The sequence below is a fragment of the Scytonema hofmannii PCC 7110 genome (genome assembly GCF_000346485.2).
GTDB classification, from domain to species: domain Bacteria; phylum Cyanobacteriota; class Cyanobacteriia; order Cyanobacteriales; family Nostocaceae; genus Scytonema; species Scytonema hofmannii.
The window spans coordinates 11,255,026-11,279,587 of record NZ_KQ976354.1; the positions used below are offsets into that span (position 1 = coordinate 11,255,026).

19 protein-coding genes are annotated in these 24,562 nt (G+C 44.0%); all 19 read right to left on the bottom strand.

The window, feature by feature from the left end; translation table 11 throughout:
- Positions 1–275: 275 nt before the first annotated feature.
- The 19 genes from WA1_RS47390 to WA1_RS61070 all read right to left on the bottom strand — a co-directional run bounded on the left by WA1_RS47390 (position 276) and on the right by WA1_RS61070 (position 23,845).
- The gene (locus WA1_RS47390; RefSeq protein ID WP_017747539.1) at positions 276–2,174 is read right to left on the bottom strand and encodes an eCIS core domain-containing protein; all 1,899 of its coding nucleotides are present in this window, start codon (positions 2,172–2,174) and stop codon (positions 276–278) included.
- Positions 2,175–2,308: 134 nt separating this feature from the next.
- Entirely contained in the window at positions 2,309–3,997 is a 1,689-nt protein-coding gene (locus WA1_RS47395) for a DUF6519 domain-containing protein (RefSeq protein ID WP_017747538.1), read from the bottom strand.
- 9 nt (positions 3,998–4,006) lie between these two features.
- Positions 4,007–6,352, bottom strand: coding sequence for a hypothetical protein (locus WA1_RS47400; protein WP_017747537.1), 2,346 nt, complete (start codon positions 6,350–6,352; stop codon positions 4,007–4,009).
- Positions 6,349–9,741 (bottom strand): putative baseplate assembly protein, encoded by a 3,393-nt coding sequence (locus WA1_RS47405; protein WP_017747536.1) that lies wholly within the window; start codon positions 9,739–9,741, stop codon positions 6,349–6,351. The genes WA1_RS47400 and WA1_RS47405 overlap by 4 nt, the downstream gene beginning before the upstream one ends.
- Complete coding sequence (locus WA1_RS47410; RefSeq protein WP_017747535.1) at positions 9,738–12,371, bottom strand: putative baseplate assembly protein; 2,634 nt, start codon at positions 12,369–12,371, stop codon at positions 9,738–9,740. Before WA1_RS47410 ends, WA1_RS47405 begins: the two co-directional genes overlap by 4 nt.
- The gene (locus WA1_RS47415) at positions 12,368–12,730 is read right to left on the bottom strand and encodes a GPW/gp25 family protein (RefSeq protein ID WP_017747534.1); all 363 of its coding nucleotides are present in this window, start codon (positions 12,728–12,730) and stop codon (positions 12,368–12,370) included. Before WA1_RS47415 ends, WA1_RS47410 begins: the two co-directional genes overlap by 4 nt.
- A gap of 7 nt (positions 12,731–12,737) precedes the next feature.
- Positions 12,738–13,061 carry a hypothetical protein gene (locus tag WA1_RS47420; RefSeq protein ID WP_017747533.1) on the bottom strand — a complete coding sequence of 108 codons (324 nt, stop codon included), beginning with the start codon at positions 13,059–13,061 and terminating at the stop codon, positions 12,738–12,740.
- 58 nt (positions 13,062–13,119) lie between these two features.
- Complete coding sequence (locus WA1_RS47425; RefSeq protein ID WP_017747532.1) at positions 13,120–13,647, bottom strand: phage baseplate assembly protein V; 528 nt, start codon at positions 13,645–13,647, stop codon at positions 13,120–13,122.
- A complete protein-coding gene (locus tag WA1_RS47430) occupies positions 13,644–14,774 on the bottom strand; it encodes a hypothetical protein (protein WP_017747531.1) in 1,131 nt (376 codons plus the stop codon). Before WA1_RS47430 ends, WA1_RS47425 begins: the two co-directional genes overlap by 4 nt.
- Positions 14,767–15,144 (bottom strand): LysM peptidoglycan-binding domain-containing protein, encoded by a 378-nt coding sequence (locus WA1_RS47435; RefSeq protein WP_017747530.1) that lies wholly within the window; start codon positions 15,142–15,144, stop codon positions 14,767–14,769. Before WA1_RS47435 ends, WA1_RS47430 begins: the two co-directional genes overlap by 8 nt.
- Entirely contained in the window at positions 15,145–15,801 is a 657-nt protein-coding gene (locus WA1_RS47440; protein ID WP_017747529.1) for a hypothetical protein, read from the bottom strand.
- A gap of 88 nt (positions 15,802–15,889) precedes the next feature.
- On the bottom strand, positions 15,890–16,027 hold the full coding sequence (locus WA1_RS57850) for a hypothetical protein (protein ID WP_158516786.1): 138 nt from the start codon (positions 16,025–16,027) through the stop codon (positions 15,890–15,892).
- Positions 16,024–16,281 (bottom strand): hypothetical protein, encoded by a 258-nt coding sequence (locus tag WA1_RS47445; RefSeq protein ID WP_017747528.1) that lies wholly within the window; start codon positions 16,279–16,281, stop codon positions 16,024–16,026. Before WA1_RS47445 ends, WA1_RS57850 begins: the two co-directional genes overlap by 4 nt.
- Positions 16,278–18,377 (bottom strand): ATP-binding protein, encoded by a 2,100-nt coding sequence (locus WA1_RS47450; RefSeq protein WP_017747527.1) that lies wholly within the window; start codon positions 18,375–18,377, stop codon positions 16,278–16,280. The genes WA1_RS47445 and WA1_RS47450 overlap by 4 nt, the downstream gene beginning before the upstream one ends.
- Entirely contained in the window at positions 18,374–19,717 is a 1,344-nt protein-coding gene (locus tag WA1_RS47455) for a Pvc16 family protein (RefSeq protein WP_017747526.1), read from the bottom strand. The genes WA1_RS47450 and WA1_RS47455 overlap by 4 nt, the downstream gene beginning before the upstream one ends.
- The gene (locus WA1_RS47460; RefSeq protein WP_017747525.1) at positions 19,714–20,649 is read right to left on the bottom strand and encodes a hypothetical protein; all 936 of its coding nucleotides are present in this window, start codon (positions 20,647–20,649) and stop codon (positions 19,714–19,716) included. Before WA1_RS47460 ends, WA1_RS47455 begins: the two co-directional genes overlap by 4 nt.
- Positions 20,646–21,392, bottom strand: coding sequence for a T4 family baseplate hub assembly chaperone (locus tag WA1_RS47465; RefSeq protein ID WP_017747524.1), 747 nt, complete (start codon positions 21,390–21,392; stop codon positions 20,646–20,648). Before WA1_RS47465 ends, WA1_RS47460 begins: the two co-directional genes overlap by 4 nt.
- A 19-nt stretch (positions 21,393–21,411) precedes the next feature.
- Complete coding sequence (locus WA1_RS47470; RefSeq protein ID WP_017747523.1) at positions 21,412–21,939, bottom strand: phage tail protein; 528 nt, start codon at positions 21,937–21,939, stop codon at positions 21,412–21,414.
- Between the two features lie 10 nt (positions 21,940–21,949).
- Complete coding sequence (locus WA1_RS61070; RefSeq protein WP_017747522.1) at positions 21,950–23,845, bottom strand: phage tail sheath family protein; 1,896 nt, start codon at positions 23,843–23,845, stop codon at positions 21,950–21,952.
- Positions 23,846–24,562 lie beyond the last annotated feature (717 nt).

Consider the following 24,562-nt stretch of genomic DNA (forward strand, 5'->3'; position numbering starts at 1 on the left):
AAAATTACCCGACTTCTCAAAGAAGTTGGGAATCTGAGTGAAATGTTACTCATGAAGATAGGATGGTTTTGTAGTGTTAGAGATTGTCAACACTTCGCTTATTGCTCTCTGATACAATTTTGTGCTTTTTTCATTTCTCCTTCTCACGCTCCTAGGGCAAACGCATCTTATTTTTAGAATGCTTGCTGAACAAAGGTTTCAGCCATTATTTAGTTTTGTTGCTAAAATTTGAAACCCTTATAGCACATGGCTTTCAAAATTTTAATGCGTTTGCCCTACTCACGCTCCCGAGCAGCCATTCGGGCTTTTCTACGGGCAGTATTTTTAGCAGCCTCAATTTGCTTTTGATCTTCTTTATAAAGAGGCGTGCCTTTTTCTGCTGCAACCATTTTGTCAAACTTACCTCGACCGGCATTCAGTTTTCGCTTTGTGAGCCAACCAGCAAAAGTGACTTGTAGCTCCTCTAAAACCTTTCCAAAAGGTGATTTTGATGATGGATTTGGAATACCAAGATAGTCGATGACGACTTCGTCAAGTGCCTTATCGCTACCAGTTTCTAGTAAACTGCGAACTTCGTCATTTGTGGCCGCAATGATTGTCATCTCCTTAGAGATCTTTTCATCCAAGCTCTTAATTGCTTTTGCTTGGCCTGCTTCAACTTTCTGTGCAAACTCTCGCATTGCCTTTTTTGCGGTATCCTTTGCATTGCCTCGTGCTTCCTTAGTTTCAGCTGTAGCAGTAGTTTGAACTGTACCTTGAACAGCAACAGCAATAGCCGTACCTACAGCAACATTGGCACCTGGTATGAAGCTAGTTACGATTGTACCAATCACACCTGCTAATGTGGGCAGCAATCCCCAATAATCACTGGGATCTCCCTCCAGCTCGCTGTTAATTTGTTGCTCTGCTAAGTCTTTAAAAGCATTGACGGCACTCATGACCTCGATCTTGTGACCATTCAAATAGGTTTTGGCGCGTGTTAATGCGTTTCCAGCTCCTCGGGTCATATTCATCTCTAGTTGAGTCGCTGGATTGTAGCTTAAACGACTTATGTTGTCCTCCTCGAATATAATTGCGTTATCTGCTGATTGAGATACCACTGTCTGGTTGCTTAAATCTGCTACTTTATCCGGTTTTCTCCCTAAAAAATTGTTGATCGCTTCTTGCTGGTCTTTATTTATCTTAGCTGGGATGACTGCTTCCATAGTCATCTGTAGCCATTGGTCAAAATTGGGTTTCCTAATTCTATATTTTTTTGCCTGGACAACGGCTATGGCTAGTTCCACCCTCTGTTGACCATAGGGGGCTGCCGCCTTAGAATGCTCCCTTAAACCTTCCAGTTCTTCGCGATTGAATCGCGCTAGTTCCTTCAGCATATCTAACATTGGAAGTGGGCCTAGATAGCGAAATTTGTTATCGTATTTTGTCCACGTATAGCTTTGTTCTTGCCATGATTGATCCATGTAGTTTACTTGCATTGGGGTTTCTCGTGCTATTGTCACTCCCGTCTTTGAGACGTCAGTCATTGGCTGGGTACCAAAGAGTGCATTTGCTGCCCTGTTCGCTTCTTGTTCAGCAGCATCTTGAGGATGGCTAATTGTCAGGGGTCTTTCGGAAGTCTGAACATGATTGCTTTGCTGAATAGTATGGGTTAATTCATGTGCAAGTAATTTTTTTCCTTCTGCTGTTGTTGGTGCATACTGAGCAGATCCAAAAACAATATGATGATTTACAGTATAAGCTAATGCATTCACAGCTCGCGCTGACTCAGCTGCTTGTGCATTGGTGTGAAGTCGAATGTTGCTGAAATTTTGTCCAAAGTGCTGTTCCATCAATGCACGAGTTTTGGTATCCAGAGCTTGACCGGGCGATCGCAATACTTCATGTACAATGGAAGGAACCTTAGTAGGTGCTTCTGAATTTGCAGCATGACGCTGTAAAATGCTTCCCTGAATAGGCTTTCCTTCATTCCTTATCTGCAAAGCTAGTTGTTTACCACAAGTTTTCTGCAAGTTCCTTTGACAATTATTCCCTAAACCTCGACTCCAAGAACTTAACAGAGATGGTTCAAAACTTGGTAAATGCAGTCGATGTTTCTGTGCGGCTACTAGTTGAGAATGGCTGTTATTTGCCTCATTCTTAGTTTTATTCTTGCTGGTTGGGGCATATAACATGGTCTTTTCTCCTGAATCAATTTTTTCACTGCAAATTTATTTGTTCCAATTACCTGGAAATAGTAATTTAATGACTTGGTGAAATGATGCAACACTTCGCCCGATCGATCTTGTTTGCCAATTAAGGTTTGATATCACTCGTTATCACTTTTAATTCTCCATAGCTCGGTTAACTGACGACGGCAATCATAATATCCAGATGTAATTTGTCCTTCCCCATCAACTGAAATTACTGCAAGTGGTGCGTAATGATGAGCAATACCGTGGGGTGATAAGGCTTTGGGGTTGTTAACAGAGCCAGCCCATTCCACATCACCAGTAGCTGTGCGAGCAGGAATTAACCAGTAATCACCTGTTCGGTATGTAGGTGGCTGCTGTTTTTCTAGTGCGGGAAACTGGATTTGGACTCTGTCTTCTAAGACTATCCACTTATTTTCTTCAACAATTTGCGTTCCATGTGTGAAATCGTTTTGATTATTTGTACTAAATTTTTGATCCCACCGCCGTAAATATGGGTGTTTTTCTAAATATCCTCCAACAGTGGAGTTAGGTATTTCCGTTCTGGTTAGCGTTACCGTAAAGTTAACGCGATCGATTGAGGTAACCTTAAATAAGGGTTCGGCTCGATTTTGCAAAATGTAGTCATCATCAACAATTTCAACCCAATTCCCTTCAGAGAGGCTAAAACGACTGTCTCGTCCTAAGTGTGCTAGAGTAACGGTGACTGTTGAAGCCGTACCTACTGTAACTGGTGCAATTATCGGAAATATTACCGAGCTATTCTCACGAGACCATTTGAAGGTTGCTTGTCCATCTTTGCTACTTTTATGAATCTCTACTCGGTAGAGTTGGTTTTCAGCCCCTCGATAGTGGGCTTTAGGGGCTATGATACAAGGCTCGCCGCTATCAGAATTGAGTTCCTGCGCCTTTGCTATCAGCTTCCCCGTTCCCGTGCCTGAATGTTCAACCACTTCACCCAATTCTTGCAGAAAGCTTGAATAATTATTTTTAACCGTACTTGCGTATTCTCCTAACTCATCAAGATTTTGGTTAATTTCCTTAACCTTCACCTGCCACACCAAGCGCGATCGCGTTGCAGTGTCCGATCCACCTAGCGCAACTTCACGAATACTAGGGATGACATCGCTTTCATCCTCTACGCAACTAATATGGCGTTCCCATGCATCTAAGTAAACTAGATAATTTCCCCGTTTCAACTTTTCGCGATCTTCTACAGGATAGTTAAACTGGGTTTGATAAGTGATAATTTGACGAATTTTAGAAACTTTTTGAAGTTCATCATCATCAATGGGAAAAACAGGAGAAAAAGTTAACAGCCATCGATCTAGTTCTTTAATAACTTCAGTAATTTGAACGATAATTCTTAGATCATCCTGATTTCGGTTATCTTGGTTTGGATTGTCTTGAATAAGGTAAATATATTGACCTTTTTTCAAAAATATGTTCTTATCACTTTGTGTAGCAATTTTGACCTGTCTTCCATTCATAATTTCCAAAATAGGAACATCGACGGCTTCTGATGCACAAAGCAAACCATTAACGTAGTAGTGACCAGAGCTGATGATAAAGTCAAACTTAAGAGGATCGGCAGCAATGGTTAGGAATCCCATCTTTTCTACTGGTCCGCCATGTGGTCCAATTAAATCTGCTGCCAGAGTTTGTAGATAGTGCAAGAAAATAGCAACTTGTTCATTCCAGTCAGCATCAAGTTGAACCCGACCCTGCTGCATCAGTACCCGTAAGAATTGTTTGTGAGGGTTAAAGGTGTTGCGGGTAAAATCTCCTCTAAATTCACCTTGCATATATTTCTCCTAGCTGGCGTAAATAATACCAATTTCCATTTCGGCTGGCGTGTATTCATTTAGACGAGCACGCAGATTTGCGTCTCTTTGAGGTTGGTAGAGGTCGTGAAAGACCCCCATTTCAGATTCATCATCAGCACCCTGTTTAATTTCCCCTGCACAAGTGTTGGCGAGTTGGCAGTAAGTAGGAGTACCGTAACGGGTGCTGTTGAATTGAGGATGAATGCGATCGCGTTCTACCTGCTGAACAGTTCTTAAGTCTGCCTCCGTAGGCTGAGGTTTATTTGCTTTAACAGCAGTATCCTTCAATTCTTGAGCGATGGCGGCTTCTACCAAATCTGGCTGGCAGTTGTACCGTCGCGGTGTGCGGGAAGATGGAGTGACGTAGCAGAACCGCATACAACCTTGTTGCCGACGGGCTACGGTGACAATGCCATCAAAGATGCTGTTCTCTGCTAAATCAATAGAATGTACCAAAACTTTACCGAATATGGTACAACACTGGATAGTCAATCGAGCATGGGCAAAAGCACAACCTGGTGCATCTAGCGCCTCTCTTTCCATACTAGTGGCATCAAGAATACTATTGCGGATATGAATGGGAATGGGGTCAGCTTGTACCTCATCTTGGTTGATTTGAATTGAGCCAATAATACTGTGTTCAATCTTTACTTGCCCCTTGAGGTTCAACAGTTCCAGACTTGGTTCCGCAGGGCGCTTGGGTTCACAATCGCAGTGCAGCGCCCAACCGGGGACAAGGGTTGAGTGACGAATAGTGATTTTGGAAGATAAAAAACTTTTTGCGTCTTCATATTTGTTTTCCCCTATTTCCTCTTGTGCTGGTTTTTGTTTTTCTTCAGATGACACTGGAAAGTCAAGGATATCCTGTTGCACTTGAACTCCTCGACCCACGATCAATAAACCATCTAAGGTGAAGCGACTCCCTGGTTGGACTGTGACGCGCAAAGAATCGGTTGTTTCTGCCTGATAATCGAGAAGGCGAATGACAGGACGGGTGTGGTTAGCTGCCCGGATTTGCAAGCTTTGATTGGCTTCTAGATGCAGGTCAAACCGCTCGGTATACACGCCGCTATCGGTAATTTCAATAACCGCATGACGATACTTTTCTTCGTTCGGATGTTCTTGATACTCACTCCACCACTGGTCGATAGCGGCATTAATACTCGTAAATTCTCCTAGCCTTCCCACTTGGTAAAGCTTGTGTTGCGCGGGTTGCAAGAGCATCCTGTCATACTCGCCACCCCCAATGTTGGCACTAAAAGCATATTGGTAAGTCACCCAAACCCCTGCTTTGGGTACCTGACGCGGCGGAAAGACAATGCGTCCTAGCACGGGGTCAACAGCTACTTTATCTTGGGGAGGTCGATACTGCCAGTCGCTCAGATCGGCGGGAATAATTTGCTCAAAGGGAATCGCAACGAAGTTAAAGGGTGTTCCTACTGGCGTTCTCAACCAAATTTGCAGACTTTTACTTTTATCATAGTAAAGACTTGTGTAGGTTTGGTCGCGTACTTGGCTTTCATTAAACTTGCGCTTGTCTATCTCTAAAGCTCGGCGACGAATAGGAATAGGCAAGTTGAGTTCTTCTGCAATGTGGGTTGGTTCTGCCTCTGATTGGGGGGAAACATAAAGTTGGGTATCGTTACCCAAAACGCTGAAGCTGTAGCAGTTGGGGCTAACTTCTTCCAGACAGTAGGCAGGGGTTTTGGTGACGGAATAAGTTTTCAACCGCCAAATAAAAACCCCCACATTTGGAATGTTATAATGTCCTCGATCGTAGGGTGATTGAATTCGGCGCACATCCACAGTATGAGCTATCTCGTCAAAGGGCCCATTTAAGCGATCGAGGGCATCGCCTTGGCGTAAATCTACCGTTCGACCCTGAGAAATTCGCGAGTGGTTGACATCTTGCGTCCAACCCAAAAGCTTGTAGAATTCTACTGCCCGTACAGACCAACCTGCTACATCATTTGCCAGCAACTCTAACAGTGCTAAAGTACCTTTACGCTGCCGATAGCGAATTGTGTTGGCAACTTCCCGTCGAGGAATTAAAATTTTGTTGCGCTGTTGTCCCCCAAGCATCCTGACATCTCCTGGTTCTCCGGCTTCAGGTACGGGTCGATAACCAATTAAATCGCCGATGTAAGGGACAACCCAGTCCTGACAGGTTTCAATGAACCAGTTCTCATACAACTGAAAAATATCTGCTTCAACTACATCCACCTGTTCAGTAATTACCCGCAATAAATCCCGTAGAGGGTAGCCTTGTTCGGCATCCCGTTGGCGATAAACCACTGGCAGAAGTTCGTAGAGACGGTCTTGTGGCTTACTCATAGGTTCTCCTTCAAAGGATTGAGAATCAGAGTCAGAGGTTGGGAGGAAACGAGCACAGCTAGTTGAGCCGGCTGAATCATTTGCTGAGTCGCTTTGGCAAAGTTAACGGTAATGCGTTTTCGAGGTTGTATATCATCCTCAAGGTTCTGTGTGTTTTGCCTTTGGTAAGTCTTTCCCTTCGCTAATTTCTCTAATATCTGGATAAGGATGTCTGGATTGGCAGCTTCTGTCTCAGAGACGCTATCCAAAATATCTACATCCACAAAATCAACGCCTGGAACCTTTTGCATTGTGCTGATAACTTCGCTAAAAGTGACATCCTGCCCCAATTCTCGACGCTCGAAACTAAAAGTATCGAGCAATGTTTGCCGCAGCTGTGGTTCGACTGACTCCCACTGATAGTCGGGTAAAATTTTGACTTTGGCACTCACGAACAGTACCATCAGTTCCCGCAGTTCTAGTCGCACGGGCTGATTGGGGTCACCAAACTGACGCAGTGCTTGATACAAATTGCGGTACAAATCCGATTTTTCATCAATAGGAATGTCGTCCACTCCAGCAATTGTCAAATGTACCACCTGACGGCGACCATCAGATACCAGCATGGCACTGGCTTTACCAATCCCTGCAAAAGTGCGGGCAAAGTCGGCGTAGTCTTGTACAGATACCAGGCGGTTTAAAGCCATGACTTGCAAAGGTGCATTCTTACGTGCTTGGTCGCGGCTTTCTCGGTCAGCACCTCCAGTTGCAGGTAAGGGATTGATGACAGCTTTCAACCCTAGAGGACGAGATGCCAGCAAGCTAATTTGCTCTGCCTTGACATTGCCTACTTGACCAATGCCACTGCGGTACACAGCCCTAATATTTTCCACTCCTGTGGGTAGCCTTGTCCCAAAAATAACCGTATTTTTTCCGTCATCATCAGTTTTGGTGATGTATGCACGCTCCGTTGGTTTTAGCCCTGCAAGGGTTTCTGTTTCATACCAAAGAATGTCATTGACTCGCACTTCTAAGGTACTGGCAGCACCCTCAGGGGTAGGAGCAGGTATGTAGGTCAGAGGCGGCTGGCGTAACGGAAATTGTTGGAATGCTTTGCTACCATCACCGCTACCTAAGATTTCAGTACGCATTTCCCCATGTGTAGCTTTGACGACATTGCCATAAACAGTGACGGTATCGCGTTTATACTTATATGCTAAGGATTGGGCAAGGTGGAGGAACGTGTGCGTTTTATCACCTGGTATTTCTTGCTCTTCACTTTTAACCATTGTAGTTACGCGCTGAGTAACACTAGATAGCATCACAAGTTCGCTCGCCTTAACCCCTGTCGTTTCCCCTAAATCAGCACGTTCTCCAGATACAATCAGCCATCGTCCGGGCTGTAACCCGTCATAAAGCGCTCCCAATTCAATTTCGCTGCCTTTCACGGGTTCGGCTTTAGGGTCAATGACTTCCTCTGCTAGCCGCAATTCTTCGCTTTGGGCATAAACAGTAGTTTGCCGCAGTAGGCTTAAAGAGCGATCGCTCTCTTTTAACCAGTTTCTATCTAATGTTAGCTGCGTCACTTTGGCAGTTATCCCATATTTTGCTTGGGTAACAGTTTCCACTTTTGTAACCTGATAGATATCTGGTCGAACCTGTTCGGGACGTTGAATTGCAACCCAACTTTCTACAGTGATTTGCTCGTACAGAGCATCTAGTGCCATTTGTTGTTTTAATGTACCAGAATCATTAGGAATTGGAGCAGGTGATTCGCAAAGGATAGAAAGAGAACTCTCTTCCCTATTAGATGTAATGCTTACCTTGCAAGCGTCAGTTGAGTATCGAAGAATTTTCTCTTGTAGCGCTCGTTCAAGCCGCAAAACGAATCTTTCCCGATCCTGGTCAACCCGGACAAACAAATTGTTATCAACCCATCTTAATTGAATAATTTGTAGCGGTTGGCTGGTGGGATCTGATGGGACTTGTCCAGTGACGGATTCAAAGAATTCAAAGCGGAGTTCGTTCGTTTGTCTAGTTGATACTTGTCTAGTTGATAAATCTCTTGGTACAACGACCTCTTCATCTGGAGTTACTTCGGGCAGTCTAGTTATGCGAACTACTATTCCATAAGGGTTCAGAGGAATATCATCGGAAGTGGCTACTGAGGCTTCCACGCTTATTGTTTCATCATCATCTCTTTGAAATGAAATCTGACTGTTGTCTTCTAGGAGATTATCATCCCAGAACACTTGTACACCTATTGTCATTGTACCTGCGATCGCCCACTCTTCATAACCCTGAATTCTGCCTCGATCATCGTAAACTGGCTTGAGGGGTGCGTTTGCTCCAAAAGGTGCAGCTTTCACCCGAAAAGCTTGCGTACTCTGTGAACCCGACTTGCTCGTATCTAAGGTATTCTGCAAAGCAGTGTAAAGGGTGTCTGTTAACCTTGGCTTGAGTGCTGTCAATATCTGTGGAGCAATATCCGACTCACATTTGTAAACCTGTTTTGGGGTTAATCCTAGTTGTAAGGCGTTAGCAGGTGGAATGGAGGGGGGCTGAAGTAAATTCTTGAGTAGACCTTCATCAGCAGAACCCAGGTTTTTAAAAGGGCATTTGCTCTCACCTCTTGAGTTCCTTCCTTGGCTCATAGTTAAAGAATTGACTTCCTGCTGCAAAATCTGTTGCGTGTTAGCTGTTTGCAACTCCACCTTTGTGCGATTTTCTATCGCCTGTGGTTCTACAGCTTTTACTTGGCGAAATACCTTGTTGTCTGGGTGATTGCTCAATACAAACAACACAGCGTCGTTGGGTTTGAGGTTAGTTGTAATTCCTTGAAAATAAATTGTGTCTGTTTCCCTATTAATAAAATGCGGACGGGTGAGGCGTGGTTGCAAATTATTCCAATCTGCACGGGCTGAGATTTTTTCTGCGGTTTCAAAAAATTGCGGCATTTCACCAATACCCGGCAAACTTTGAATCCGATTTCCTGCGGGTATTTCGCTACCTTTGTTATAACCCGTTTCCATAGTGAAGGCAGGATAGACGGTAGCAGCTACACCAGGACGCAATCTGTAACCAACCAACCTCGCTAACTCCAAAACCGATCGCCTCTCAGTCGCTGTCCGCAGATAACCTTCATTAGCAATACGTTCTTGGTAAAAAGTCAGAACATCTGCTACAGTTGCCCAGGCATCTAAAAAAGCGATCGCAGGGTCATTTGCATTGCGTGTTTTGAGGTTGGCAAGGGATAAAAAGACGCTACTAGAAAAACACGTCTTCATCGTTTCTAAAAAACTAGCATGGGTGCCAACTCGATATTTTAAGGCATTTAAACCAGGACGGTTAGCAGCAGACATGGGTGTGAGGATTTCTAGTCCTTTAAAACAGCAGCTGGTTTTATTCATCGTCCACCTCGCAGGATTAGCTCAAATTTACCGTTTTCAGGAAAATTAGGATTATTATCCAGTTGGGCAACTTCTTGGAGATTGAGAGGTAGGATACCGTTATCCAGTTCTCCATTATTACCTTCATACAAGCGCTGCAATTTTGTTACAACAACGTTTTCTACACCAGGTACGGCTTGGGCACTAGCAACTAATTTGCTGAGGGCAATACCTGTTCCAAATGTGAGGTTATCTGGATGGAAGAAGCCACGCCGAGCATCTGCTAAGATGCGATTGCTAAACACGTCTAATAAGGCAGCTTTGATGTGTCCGCGCAGATAGTTGGGTTGTACGCATACTGTCATCGCAATATCTAACGGTACGTATGTCGCTGATTTCACCACGATATCGTGACCTATGCGACGAAAGCGGTAAAGGTGTTTGGTAATTGCTGTCAATAACTCTTCACTAGTTGTCTGGGTTCCTAAGGGGTCAATCACCACTAACACCTCACACCAACTCCCCGTCCAACGTAACATAGCTGCCGAGCGCTGCACGCTGTCAGAAAAGTCACGCATGACAATATCGGCGTAGTCTTGAGCCGTTATCGCCCGTTGTAATTCCTTGGCGAAGGTGTGGGGGGCAAAAAGTTTTACCTCAGATAAGGGTTCAGGTGCTATGCCACCTTGAGCAGGCAGGGGGTTGTGAGGAATAATACTCTTTGGCTCGCAACGAAAAACAGCGTGAGCAATGGTGTCAGCACCAATGTTTCCGGCTATACTATTGCCAATGCGGTAAGTCGCAAAAAAACGCGTTCCTACCTCTGGCATCCGTCCCAATTCACCATTGCCAAAACGTAGATGGGCATAGCCTTCGTCGTCCATCTCAACAACAAAATGCTGTTCTTGGCTGTAGCTTGCCTGCAAATCGCCTCTAGGTGCAAGCGTCCATTCCCATTCCTTAGCTTCAAACAGACACTCGGGGTTAATCGGTTCTTTATAGTTAACTGGAACGCCAATCAGCTTTGTAATTTGGGGTACAGCAAGCCGGGGATTTTGAGTGAGTAATTTGGAAGCGGGAGCCTGAGACAATTCTTGGGCAGAAAGTGGTTGACGGAAGGTCAGTGGTGTGTGTTTGAGCTGGGGACGGAATAATTCGGGCAATGCCATCATGTTTGCGGGCTGACCTTCTTCTTCACAAAGGGCGATCGCTTCTTTTTCTACCACTGTTTTTAAATCTTCCAGAGGAGGCGGAAGCGTCTGTCCGTGGTCTATCAAAATGACATTACCCCGTGCAACACTAATGTCTTTAATTAACTTGCATTCTGGGGCTAAACCAATTGCTGAAATACAAAGAGGAAACGGTAACGCATCTTCTAGTGCCCAACTAATTTCTACAATAGGAGTGGGCATTTCTTGGGTAACGTTATCAACCTTGACTGGGTAAACTGCATCTACACCTTGTTCAACGCGAGTCAACCGGATAGCATGGCGGTGAGTTATATTGGCATCTGCCACATTATCTGTTTTGGCTCCCTTTACCTCTTCAAAAATCAGAATGTCACCTGCTTTCAATTTCAGCTTGCGGTCTAATTGTGGCAAAGGTTTAGAGGTATCGCCATCGTCACAGGATTCTTCTTGTTTTGTAGGCTGACTAGAAGTTGGAACCCATCCATCTAACAGAGTAGCGCTGGTTGCTCCTTTGGGTAAACAACACTGGCGATCGCCCCAGGTATAAAAACGAATTTCATTGTGTGCTTTGTATAAATGGATTTGTGCTTGGGAGTTTGTAAAAATTGGCTCAAATACTTCGTAACTGCTGCTAGAAATGTTTCTTAGATCGTTAACACTTAGAATTGTGCTAACCGCAGAAGTGTTTTGGTATTTAGTAATAAAGAAAACATTATTTAAATTTATCTCAGTATTATTTTCAGTTTCCAACCATACCCAAGTACGAGCATTGCAACCCTCATGCATGGCGTAATCAACCAAGCGAACATGACGGCGCACGGAAATACGCTGGCGGGCTGTGTCTAAATATGCTTCGGTTGCAACAGCATCTTGGTAATAGCTGAGATAGTCACCTACGTAAGCCAAGAGTTCCACCAAAGTAATTCCTAAGTCAGGAACGTGGCGTTCTTGCCAATCAGGCATAATTAATGCCAAACGGTCTAAAATTAATTGGCGGAAACTGGCGTAGTCCTTAGCCAAATAATTAATTTCTGGCTCAATTCTTTCTATAGAAGAAGTATAAGTAGGTACCGTCTTGCAATCTAGATCGCTGGGACAACCAACTTTGAAACTGAATTTTAATTGGGCATAGCGAGGGTCAAAACCTTCTAACCTCACTAAACGAAGGGTATAGGTTGAAAAGTCCCCTGGTTTATTGACAAACACCTGCAAGCAACTGTCAAGGGTGGGATCTTCTTGAATCTCACGCTCCACACCAGTCACCTTGATATCGCGGATGCGCTGACCTCCCTCAATCCAAATGTTGTCCTTTGTGATATTTTCTGGGACAGAACCAATGAAGTGAACGCAAAGCGATCGCTGGTCATCGCTGACTTCCAAATAATCCAGCCCGTTGAGGTTTCGCTTCCGAACCTCGTGAAGACGCTGTTCGTTTTCACAGGTTAGAACTGGCTCATTCATAATGCATTGCTCCGTTCAAAAATTTCGTTACGTTGTTCCCCACTACGTTTGACGGTGTATTGCACAAACACTCGCAAGTAAGAATCCTTGCTAGTGACTTCCAGCCCTTGCACTTCAATAAGGTCACTCAACCAACGTTGTAGTGCTGCTTGCGTGGTAAATTGTAACGTTGCCGTTAATTCAGGGCTGTTAGGAGCAAATATTAGTTGTAGTAAACCACTGCCAAAGTCTGGGCGATTGACCCGTTCGCCAGGATTAGTAAAGAGTAATTGTTCAATCATGTCCCGGATATGGTCGTCATTGGTAGTGGTCGCTGTACGACCTCGATTGTCAAAGTGGAATGGAAAGTCAATGTTCATCAGTTTCTCACATCCCTAAAACTCGTGTTTGTGCAATACCGGGAATTAACGGTATAGCAGTCGGAGCGCAAATTGCTTGACTGCTGAGAAGTAACACGGGTACGCCATTGGCAAAAACACGCATAGCTCCTGTTACCCACTGAGCCGTAACACAAGGACCATTGGCTGCTGGCGGTGGTGGTAATGTACAACCAGCAACAATATAAGGTGTGCTTTGCAATACTATTGGCTGTCCATTAACTAGTACTCGTGGATAGGGAATTGTAGGTTGAGCTTGTCCTGCATGAGAACAAAGTATAGTTGCGCCAACGTGTAGTAAAGGTCCTGGCATAAGCAATGAATAGTTGTGGAAATTAAAACTTAAAAATAAGGTGGTTTCTAAGAGCTCATTAAGTAACTACCAACGCGCCATTATTAATTGTGATTGTTGGTCCAACCATAATTAAACTTGCACCTTTGCCATTATCAATATAGATACCACTATCGTTAACTACGATTGTTGCTCCTGTCGGACTTTTTAAGGCAATACCTCCAGACACGCGAGTTGGTGCAGCATCACTAATAATTAAAGAATTTTGCAAAGTAGTTTGGATAACAATGTTTTGTCCTGGTGGAATGGGAGGAGGTGTCAGTGCCAATGCTGGAACTTCAGCAGCCGCTCCCCAAAATCCTCCTACCCAAATCGGGTAATCTGGTTCACCTTGTTCAAATTCAATCCAAACACCAGCAGCAACTTGAGGAACCATAAACACACCTTCTTGTTTGCCTGCAATTGGTAAGCAAGGCATAGCCCAATTAGAGGGAATTACGCCCAAAACATCAGGGACTATCGCCTGTATTCGTCCGCGTTGTTCTGGATCGCTATTATTAACAACTGTCCCTCTATACTTGCCATAATATTTACTTGTTTCTGTCATGGAACCACCACTGGAAGAGTTGATATTAAACCGTTACGGCTCAATTTAAAACTTTGTTTGTATTCTCCTGGTTTGATGTTATGCGTCACGCTAGTTACGTAATACAGCCCATCAAATGCTATTCCCGCCCCACGCACCCCCACTAATTTACGGGCTTTTAAAATCCGTCCATAGCGCAATACATCTAAGGTACCCTCACCAGTTACAGCTTCTGCTGACTTTGCTGCTTTCGCCAAACCCAGCATAACTGCTTGGGGAATTGAGCGTTTAGAAAGGTTATCACTCACAGGTGCTAAGCGAGTTGCTATCGGTGGTAATAAACCTAAAGGAGGACTAAGCGGTGTAATTGGTGGAATAGGAATCTTAATCGTTCCTTTGGTCAATTCGTTGTAAATATAGACGGTGGGAATAGTATTGAGGTTATTGTCAAAAGTAAAATTCAAAGACTCAACATTAGTAAAGGTATCCATGTTAATGTTGAGAGCTGGTTGAGGAGCACCAATTTTGATTTGTGGTCCCCAATAGGCAGTGTTCGTACCTACAGCTGGACCTGGTTCAATATAAAATTTGTAGCCAACTTGCTCTGCTAGTTCGTTGATATAATTTAAATCTGTCCCTTGTTGGGCGGGGATAGAGTTAGTAGGGATGGGAATATACACTTGAATACTGGGTACAATCAAGGGTATAAGACCTAAAAAAGCATATTTAGCTAACAGTAATGCTACTCTTCCCTCTGGTGGTGTGGCGGGAAAGGGAAAGCCGCTGAAATCTTGTTTATCCATCACTACCGTTAAGTCTTCCCCAGTAATGGTAAGTGTAGAGTTGCCAGAGTTACCTCCAGGAGCGATTTGATGGTTGGTCATTACGCCGTCCATAATCACATTTGGTGTACCATTGAGAGTGACAATGATGATGACACGCATCAAAGGAAAGGGGCTACTTTTTGACAGTAGAAACAGGGTTTGTAAAGGCGAACGGTTGCTCAGAGTAAATGATAATTGAAAGCCACTCTTACCTTCTGCACTAGTGGTTACTGAGAGGCTAGTTAAAGCTTCAAGTACTACCTGCGGTACAGGTACGGGTACAACTGAGCCAACCATGAGTGTGAGGTTGATACCTTTAAGCATTGGCTGTTCCTGGTATGCCTTCTGGTAAAGTAATTCGCAGCTGACGACCAATAGTGATGGTTAACTCATCTGGGTGCATGGCGCGATTTGCATCGCAGAGCCGCCAAAATTGTTCTGGATCGCCTAGGTAATTAGCAGTGATATTATCTAAGCGATCGCCTTCTGTGACAGTATGCTCTTGCAGAAGGGAAAACTTTTCTGGATGTGGTACAAATCGCCGCCGGAGATAAATAACGGTTTTATTTGTGGATGTTTGCAGTGTCGCTGTCTCCACTTCAGAGTAACGACTATTAGGGAGAAACTGGTTAGCTTTTAAGGCAAATGCTTGGAGAATTCCCTGAATTGCTGTTGCTTGTATTTGGTCAGTCATCTAAATACCTCCAATACCCAAAACACCAAAAGTTCCTGATTGACTGAGTTTCACTAATTTTTCTTTCTGGCGGTGATAGACCATAAATAAGTTACCGCCCTTATGGTCAAATCCCAGGTCACTTACACTTAAGACTCGCATTCCCAAACTGACTTTGGCACGAATCGGATTTAAGGCTGTATCAAAAGCCTCTTCTGTAATACTAAAATCTGTAAGCCGCACGGGTAAAACGCGGTTTTTGCTCCATACAAATAAGGGGAGAGCAGTTTCCATCGGCGCAATTTCTATTGTGCCTGATTGAGCTAGAGTATTGTTATTTTCTAATTGTCTGCTAGAGGGGTAAATAATAGTTTCTAAGGCTGCTAATTGGGGGTAAATTCCCAACTCAGCGGTATTGGGATTTTGATTGGGAAATTCTAGCTGGTCGGTGGCATCGATTTCTGCTTCTAACTTAATTGTTTCCACAGGTGGACCTTTTAGCCGTAGTGCTTCAGCGCGATCGCCACTTTCTGTGCCTGCTCCCTGTACCTGTAATGTGCGGCTGAGAGTATCAGGATTATATTGTAGGGCAATTATGCGTTGCACAATAGCAGTGTTGGGATCAACTAATACGATGCCACCTTTAAGTAGCCGGGGTGAACCAGGGAAGGTAGTCATAGCTAGGGAGTTTTTAAGTACTATTTGATTAGTGTGATTGCTGGGAAATTTTTCTCCAGCCTGCGGACTTAAGCTGTTACTAGTGAATTTACATTTTATACTCACAATCTCCGACCGTCATTTTGCGTTGTCCGCAAGTATCACACTTCCGTTGCAAAATCCCACCTTTGGAAAGCGGTGGTATCGTCGGTGTATGCTGCATATGAACCGCTGTCTGCCGTGTCATGACCCAATCCCTCGATATACTGCTTGAGCTATTTGCTGTCCCATTTGAGTGTAATTACTATCAGGGGTGATTTGTATATTACCTGCACTGACACTAGGGACTGCACCTCCAGCTAAAAATTCCGCACCCAAACCACCAGTGGCTAACAATCGTCCCAATTCCTTCTCTAAGGCTGCTTGCAACAAAGGACGTTGGGCATGGGATACAGTCACTCCATCTAAAATTAACCGCTCAATATTTATGTGAATATTCATACTTTCACCCCTATTTCTTGCCAGCGAAAATCTACTTCATTAATTGGTCGGTCTAATTTACGAAACTCTGTTCGTGCTGCTTGTAAAACTATGGGCATAGTAATGGCTGTTCCTTGCTGGGCAGCTAAAAATGCAGCGTTTAAAGCAATGTTATGAATACTACCCCCAGTCAAGTTTAACCTTGCCAATCGAGCAAAGTCCAACTTTTCTATTGGCACTTCAAGTGGAAATGCTCTTTGCCAAATCTTCTGCCGTTCTGTAGGATTGGGAAATGGAAAAGTGATAATAAACCGCAAACGCCGCATAAAGGCATGGTCTAAGGCATTTCGCATATTAGTTGCTAATATCGCCAACCCACGAAAGGCTTCCATACGCTGCAATAAGTAGTTAATTTCAATATTGGCATAACGGTCATGGGAATCCTTGACTTCACTGCGTTTGCCAAAAAGAGCATCAGCTTCATCAAAAAAGAGGATTGTTCCCCCGTCTTCAGCAGCATCAAAAAGTCGGCGCAGGTTTTTCTCAGTTTCCCCAATATACTTACTGATGACGGCTGATAAATCAATACGGTATAGATTTAGATGTAAATCATTGGCAATTACCTCTGCTGCCATTGTTTTACCTGTGCCACTTTCTCCAGCAAATAAGGCACTGATACCTAATCCTCGATTCATACGATTTTCAAAGCCCCAATCTTGGTAAACTTTGCTACGCTGCTGCATTTGGTGAGCAATTTGGCGTAAGAGGTTGGTTTCTTCTTCAGGAAGAACAATATCTTCCCAAGTCGCTTTGGGGTTGAGGCGTTGAGCAAGGATATCTAACTGGGGACGGGTATTTGTTAAGCAAGCTGACCACAGCTGATAGTAAAAAGTGGGGTCTAAGTTAGATACTTTGGCTTTGGTGGTTTGGGCGATTTGTTGAATTGTTGACAAGTTGAGGTTAAATTGACCAGCTAACTGGGTAGAAATTTTATCGCTACCATCGCCTAACATTTTCTCCCAAATCTGCTTTTGTTCTTCTGTGGTTGGTTTAGCAATATCTACTGAGACACTAGGACGACCTAAATTTGAGCGAATTTCCCGACTACTTAAAAATAACAACCCATGGCTACGGGAAGCAAAGCGGTGCAAAGGTGGGGCTTGTCCTTCTACTGGGGGTGTATTGGCAATTTCTTGAGCATCTATATATAGGACAATAGGTAAAAGCAGGCTTTCCCTTTCCCAAAGGCGAATAAAGGTTTCTAATTCCCCAGTTTGGGCTGGTAGTAGTTCTACAGGAAGGCGATAGAGGAATAAATTAACGCTTTGGGCGGCTTGCTGTGCTACTAATTGCTTACTAGCAGAGTCTGCGCCTAACAGTTGAATGATGGGCGATCGCCGTTGATATTGTCGCAGGTATGGGGTGATCGCTGCTACTGTTTGTTGTTGAGAAGTTGGTAATTGATTGGGAAAATATAATGTCTCTAAAGATACTAAAAAAGGTGCTAACCGATCGTCTAAATAATTTAATCCTTTGATATAGTTAACAATCCGTTCATCTGCCCGTAAAGCACTAGTCGTTAGGGGTTGTGCGTTTGGTTGATTGATTTCAATTAGCCGCCAGTAACGCAAAGGACGTTCTGGTGATAACACATCCCAAGCTGGTTGGTCAAACAAAGATAAAGCGAGAGCAAAAGTCGGATAAGGCTGATGAATGTTATCTTGAGCTTGGGCGCAAAGTGTAGCTATGCGAGTATCTAATTCTACTGCACTGCATAGTAATAATACTTGCTGCTCAAATGGAGAAAGCCCCAATCTCTGACTCAAAATTACCATCGCTGGAGGTGGTTGCAGTTCTTGAGCATCACTCATCTCTCTAGCAGCTTTTGCTAGTTTTTTATCAATATTATCCTCGTGTTCTCCTGACGGCAGAGCGGGTAAGTCAGTGACAGAAGTGTCAGGCGATCGCCTTAAGAAGCGCCGCTTAGGTGGTGTCGATGGCATACTCTCTACACCCTGTACCCGACTCACCTGTCTTTCAAGGCACAGACGCAACCATACCAGTGCCTTTGCCAAGTATTCTTCGTTGTTTTGCTGCCAGAAATCCAGATCATTCATGAGATTATCTCTAATGATATTTCAGGTATAAAGGTAAGTGGAACGACGAGAGGTGTTGCAGCGTAGTTAACGATAAGGCTATCTACCCCATCCACCCGCAATCGAGGTCGCACTTGGTACGTACCCGCAAGAATGTTACCTAGTTCAAATTCCAGAAAATCAGTTTTGTCTGAGTGCAACTTGGCAGGTAATTCGCGATTACTGACCATGGATAGGGCTGTTTCTTGAGTATTTAGCACCAGCGAAACTCTTTGTCCTTGAAATACCTGGAGGCTACATCTGACCTTAAGGATGACATTATTGGGCTTATTGGGGTCTGAGTTATCTCGTCGGTCAACAGTGATTTCTTCTACTTTTGGTGCTAAAGGTAAAGGTAAACCATTGCTGGTGCCATCTGTGATTACTGTCACGGTGTAAAATCCACAAGGCCATTTGTCCAGTTGATCGGTAGGAAGTGTCAGATAAATCTCATCAGATGTCCGATCTGTGGCTGGGACAGTAATTTTGTTAGGCTCTTGTAGTTGCGGGTGACTAAAAGCTACCTCGACATTGTTACCGTCTAGGTTATAGCCTGTTAAAGTTAAGGCATCTCCTAAGTTAGCTACAGGCTTCTGCAATAACAATTTTTGGTTTGCGGGCAGTTTTAGCCTTGCTTCTTCTATGGCTGTGAAATTGATGGCAGTCAGCGTCGGGTAGGGAGGAACCAGGTTTGCCTGGGAAGTCACACCTCGATCGCCTGAACTCCGCGAAAGCACTGGCAGTGGTGCTTTTGTAGGGCGGATACTTTCAATCAACACCACTGACACTTCATAAGCAGTGGAAATCCGATACTGGGTTTGAAAGGTCGTCCACAATTTTGACAATTCATCTAAATTTAGCATTTGTGGAGTAATCCGCACCCGTTCGACTTGGTGATACAAATCGTATTTATCTAAATCCGCAGTGGGCAAAGCGTCTTTAATATCTTGAGGTTTGAGAACCGTATAGTCATGAAACACACTCATTGCCTCTCCCAGTAAGCGATGGCTGGTAGGTTCGGGAAAGTCATCATTTTGAGCATAGGCAGTTAAAAGGTAATAGAGATTCAGTGCTAAGGGCGGTTGTCCTGTTTCTCCGGGTTTTACTTGGGAGGGAATGTCCATGTTTCTCCAAGCAGAATTTTCTTTTGTTTGGTAGAGAAACAAATTGACCTGATTGCCGTTGCTATTGTTGTTATCGCGGGCTTTATCGGGGGGTTTGGTCGTGACCGTGACGTTCTCAAAGCCATTCATATCAAATCGCCGTTGCAGCATCTGACGCAAGGTGCTGGTAACAGCAGCAATTGCCCGTGAATTACTCATTTGCCGCCTCCCCGTTGGCGCAAGTATTCCTCTAAACTCATTACAGAAGGTGTCGGGCGCGATCGCGTTGAGGGCTGCGTACTGGTTGGTGTTGCCCGGACTTCTATACGACCAATGGATACGTGAATTGTCGGTGCTGACTGCGTTGGTGTTGCTTGAGAAGATTCTTGCTCCACTAACTTAACTGTAGGAGTGTGGGGAGATACTACCACAGTTTGAGGTGCAGGAACTACGTCAGGTTCTGTCGGTTTTTTTGTATAAACTGGCACTGTTTTTTCATTCAGTAAAATACTTGCACTGTGAGGTGCCTTTGCTGCTGGCTTTTGCAGATGGGGTGTCTGAATTTCATTGATAGTGGCAATAATTTCCTCTGATGGAATAAGTTTAAAAGAGGCGTTGGTTACCACAGACTGAGCAAGAGATAGAGGCTGAGGAGTTTCAGGCATCGGGGATTCTTTGCTGCTTATAGGTGATGATTCAACGGAAGGCTGATTGATGGACGGTATCAAATCAGTTGTTTCTACAGAAGGAGTTGATAGGGATGGATGGGGATGATTGGGTATTTGCTTCCAAGTGGGATTGAGTGATTGCTCCTCTCTCAACTGGTTAGACCAAGTTACGTTCTGTTGTGGTAATTTGGGATCGGGTGAGATTGCTTTGCTCAACTTCGTTTCACTTGCAATGACAGGTGCTACTGTTGATCGCGACTTTGTATGAGTTGAAGGAAGAGCCGTTGTCCTTTGCATTGGCGGTTCGTTTACCTCTGTTTCCTGTACCAGAGAATTAACCGTCATTTGCTCTCGGTCGAACTCTTGTCCCACAACCAATTCGCTTACTTCTCCTGTAGGCTCAAATAAAGATGGTAGCCGAGGTCGAACCATATCCGTCATATTAGTACTTTTTGCTACCAAATTACTGAGATAATCATTCATTTACCTACCATCCCTAAATACAACTGCCGTCGGTAAGAGCTCATCGCTAGAATATCTGCCTCTCTCCAGCCATAGGCAGAAGCTAAAATATGCACTTCCCGCAAAACGCGAATTGCCCAAGCATGGAGCTCGCTCCAAAAAAAAGATACGATGTCAAAGATTGACTGCCACTGATGACCGCAAGCGGGACATGAGAGGTTAAGCTGTATATCTGCTTGAGGGTCAGCCTTTGCCATCTGTGTTATTACTGCGTTAACAACATCGGGGGGTAGTTGCTTGATAGACTGAGTTTCCTCATGGTAGCAAACGTTTACCAAACAGCGTTCCAATAGAGCTTTTTGACTGCTCTTTTGGTCGTTTTTTAAATTGGCTGATGCCGCGATCGCCAATAGATCCAAACTGTTGGGTAAACGGAACTGTACCATATAATCAGCGATCTCCACAGACAATGCTTCTGCCGACTGGGTTAGGGCGCTAACTCGAATATCTGCAACACTGAAAAGTAGTTCTAGGCGATCGCCACAATTAGGACAAGTTGCTAAACTCTGGATCTGTGACCCAAAAGTCCACTCTCGCAGAGTTAGCAACAAGCCATCACGCTGACCAATACTCAGTTCTGCTAGTTGCTTAGGTAAAGTTTCAGGGCAGGCAACAGCTAGCAGCGTTAATGCACGTTGAACAGGCTGCTGGATTAATCCCTGCTCCCAAACACTTAATAATTCCTGAGCAGACAGTGTACGCATAGATTGCTAAAGTGTCTCCCTAAAAGCTTTCTTCCCTGGGCTCTTTCACTTCTTCATCTAGTTCCCATCCCTCATTTTCCAGCTTAATTTGCTGAATTGCTATTGCATTAGCATTAGCATCAAGGTCAGGTAAGGCTTGGTATTCTGAAACCCAACAACGGTAAATTTTGTAAGATATTGCTTTCTGACCCGCCTCATTAAAGACATCAATAATAATATCTTTGCGGAAGTCAGCCAGCGAAGTTTCTTTTGTCCGTTGATCGGCTCCTGCTTGGGCGTTTTTAAAGTTCCACACTTTGCTAGCCCACTTCTCAAACTCTGGGTCGTGAGTTACGCCCCTTTCTAAAGTAATTGCCTCAAACTCTGTGCGTCCTGGAGATTTGCGTGAAGTACTGGGATCTCCACCTTCACGGTGTTTTACCACTTCAGTTGTACGTTTAAGAGCACCTACCTTGCTGATTCCAGCAACATATTTTCCATCCCACTTGACCCGGAATTTAAAGTTTTTATAAGGGTCAAACCGCTGTGGATTAACTGCAAATTCCATAATTTCCTCCTTAAGTTGCGATTTGACCCGCAATCTGCTGAATCTTGATAACTACAAATTCGGCTGGTTTCAGTGGTGCAAAGCCTACCAAAATATTAACAATTCCCAAATTAATGTCATTTTGGGTTGTCGTTTCGCTACTGCACTTTACGAAATAAGCTTCTTGCGGAGTCCTACCTTGAAAAGCTCCTTGACGGAAAAGATTATTCATAAAAGCGCCAATGTTAAGGCGAATTTGTGCCCACAAAGGCTCATCGTTAGGTTCAAATACTATCCACTGAGTACCGCGATAAAGACTTTCTTCGATGTAGAGAGCAAGACGACGAACAGGAATGTATTTGTACTCATCGGCCAGTTGATCTGCTCCACGCAGAGTACGCGATCCCCAAATCACTCGTCCGTTAACTGGAAAAGAGCGCAAGCAGTTAATGCCTAACTGATTGAGTTCTCCATTCTCATCATTGGTTAACGGTACACTTAATTCAGGCACTCCCACCAGATTAGCTTCTAAGCCTGCTGGTGCTTTCCATATCCCTCGTTGAGCATCGGTTCGAGCAAAGATACCAGCCACTACCCCACAAGGTGCAAACTCTTCTATTTGGTTATCACGTAAAGGATTGGGCGTTTTGAGTCTGGGAAAGAATACAGCTGCATAGTTGTTACGAGTCAGCCCATTGACCCAATCCTTAATGCTGTCTTTCGTTTTGTTTGGGGGTGAATCAATAATTAAGAATGCTCGATGCTCCTGGCAGAACTGCGCTGCTTGCTCTAACAAGTTTGTATCAACTCCATCGTCCTTATATGGAGGAATGCAAAGCAAGTTAAATATGTCAGTTTTCAGTAGTCCATACAGACCTTTCTTGTTTGCTTCCAAACCAATTCCTACGAAATCGTTTACATCTAGTTCTTCTGAACCATCTGTGCCTCTGTTAGTATCATCAACTCCAATTGACCGCAGCGATCGCGTAATGTCTTCTCGATCAAAAGGTTGTATCCGGCTTAGTATTTTCTTCTCTTCCTCGCTAGCATTTTGCCGTGTTTGTTCTAATCTCGCGTCAGTTGCTTCAGGGATCTCTGTTGCAGAGAATTCCATAACACGAACAAGTTGAGATTCATTTTCCAAAACTTTTTTAACTTGGCGCGGGCTAGGCTTTACCGTAACATTACGGAACACCTCAGTTGTACCTGAGTTAATATCTCGGACAGTTAAGTTGAACACATCTGACGAAGATATCCCAAAGGATTTATAACTCTGAGGCAACTCGTCATTTTTTGGTACGTCACGATCTACACGGGCACGCAAACTATTTGCCCATGCACCCGCACTTACCGCTGCCAACGTTAACCTATTGCTTGCTTCACCTAGGGATAGGAGGGCTTTTCTTGCAACAGCTTGGTTAACTGCATCATTGACAGCTTTTTCAATGTCACTTGATGAAGCACCATCAGCTAAAGTATCGATAGCATTGAGGACAGCTTGTGCTGCAACATTTTCTTCTGGTTCTTTGCTTTCGTATTCGTTTGCTTTAGCTTTTGCTGCTGCTTTAGCGGCTGCTCCATTTGCAGCTCCCTTAGCAACATTTGCAACAGCCTTTGCAGCTTCTAATGCCTTGACTTCTTGCCCCTCTGTCGCAAAGTTTGGATGAAGCAAGCGTACAATAATTGCTTGACTGCCTCCATTTTGATAAAAATCACGTACAGCAAAGCCTAAAGTGCTTTTTATCCACAATCCACCAAAAATGCGCTCGAAGTCGCTATAGCTATTGATTAAGGTAGGCTCATTGACAGGACCTTGCAAAGTACGCCCAATAAACGCTGTAATGGATGTAGCTACGCCTGTAATAGTGCGTACACCACTCTTGATTTCCTCAATGTATACACCTGGATAAGTTGGTGTAATTGGCATAAAAAATTTCTCCACTGCAATTTTGTAGACATAGCAGATGAGAGCAGACTTACAGCCCTGAACGTTTGCGAGTCATTAGACTGCAACATCACCAATAAGGCTTTTCAGGGTACTGAAAATAGACTGCAGGATTAAAATAGTTCAACTTGTTGACAACAACGTTTCAAACCTGATGCAACCAGACAGACTCCAGAATTTAGCACAGGCTTATCATTTATCGTCCAACTATAGTAGTGGACATTATCGTTTTATGTCATCTGGGCATCCTTTGCTGAAGATAGGATTTAAGGAATTGGTAAGAGCATGAATAATAAATTCATCTCTGCTTATCGTGTTGAAAACGTTACTTACAGACTTATTAGATGCACAAGACGAATAACCAAACCCTTGTAGTTTTCATTATCTCATCAATGACCGTTCTCACAATAATTGAGGGATACAAGGGAGAAAAGAGAGGGAGGAAACATTTATGAACGCAAGGGTGTACGATTACACAGCCTTCAGTAATATACTTCCCACGGGTATAGATTGCGCTTTTGAAACCAAGCGTAGGGGCGCAACGCCTTGCGCCCTTACAAAGGGTGTTGTTCATTTGAACACTCAGCTTATGACCGGGCAAAGTATAATTATACAGTATCTTTCTACATGAAGATGCATATCTTACATATCTTTACAAAGATATCTGATGAATATTTAAGCGCATGAATTCTCCATTCT

Coding starts and splice junctions, on each gene's coding strand:
- WA1_RS47390 (WP_017747539.1), bottom strand. CDS start 2,174: ATGTTATATGCCCCAACCAGCAAGAATAAAACTAAGAATGAGGCAAAT.
- WA1_RS47395 (WP_017747538.1), bottom strand. CDS start 3,997: ATGCAAGGTGAATTTAGAGGAGATTTTACCCGCAACACCTTTAACCCT.
- WA1_RS47400 (WP_017747537.1), bottom strand. CDS start 6,352: ATGAGTAAGCCACAAGACCGTCTCTACGAACTTCTGCCAGTGGTTTAT.
- WA1_RS47405 (WP_017747536.1), bottom strand. CDS start 9,741: ATGAATAAAACCAGCTGCTGTTTTAAAGGACTAGAAATCCTCACACCC.
- WA1_RS47410 (WP_017747535.1), bottom strand. CDS start 12,371: ATGAATGAGCCAGTTCTAACCTGTGAAAACGAACAGCGTCTTCACGAG.
- WA1_RS47415 (WP_017747534.1), bottom strand. CDS start 12,730: ATGAACATTGACTTTCCATTCCACTTTGACAATCGAGGTCGTACAGCG.
- WA1_RS47420 (WP_017747533.1), bottom strand. CDS start 13,061: ATGCCAGGACCTTTACTACACGTTGGCGCAACTATACTTTGTTCTCAT.
- WA1_RS47425 (WP_017747532.1), bottom strand. CDS start 13,647: ATGACAGAAACAAGTAAATATTATGGCAAGTATAGAGGGACAGTTGTT.
- WA1_RS47430 (WP_017747531.1), bottom strand. CDS start 14,774: ATGCTTAAAGGTATCAACCTCACACTCATGGTTGGCTCAGTTGTACCC.
- WA1_RS47435 (WP_017747530.1), bottom strand. CDS start 15,144: ATGACTGACCAAATACAAGCAACAGCAATTCAGGGAATTCTCCAAGCA.
- WA1_RS47440 (WP_017747529.1), bottom strand. CDS start 15,801: ATGACTACCTTCCCTGGTTCACCCCGGCTACTTAAAGGTGGCATCGTA.
- WA1_RS57850 (WP_158516786.1), bottom strand. CDS start 16,027: ATGACACGGCAGACAGCGGTTCATATGCAGCATACACCGACGATACCA.
- WA1_RS47445 (WP_017747528.1), bottom strand. CDS start 16,281: ATGAATATTCACATAAATATTGAGCGGTTAATTTTAGATGGAGTGACT.
- WA1_RS47450 (WP_017747527.1), bottom strand. CDS start 18,377: ATGAATGATCTGGATTTCTGGCAGCAAAACAACGAAGAATACTTGGCA.
- WA1_RS47455 (WP_017747526.1), bottom strand. CDS start 19,717: ATGAGTAATTCACGGGCAATTGCTGCTGTTACCAGCACCTTGCGTCAG.
- WA1_RS47460 (WP_017747525.1), bottom strand. CDS start 20,649: ATGAATGATTATCTCAGTAATTTGGTAGCAAAAAGTACTAATATGACG.
- WA1_RS47465 (WP_017747524.1), bottom strand. CDS start 21,392: ATGCGTACACTGTCTGCTCAGGAATTATTAAGTGTTTGGGAGCAGGGA.
- WA1_RS47470 (WP_017747523.1), bottom strand. CDS start 21,939: ATGGAATTTGCAGTTAATCCACAGCGGTTTGACCCTTATAAAAACTTT.
- WA1_RS61070 (WP_017747522.1), bottom strand. CDS start 23,845: ATGCCAATTACACCAACTTATCCAGGTGTATACATTGAGGAAATCAAG.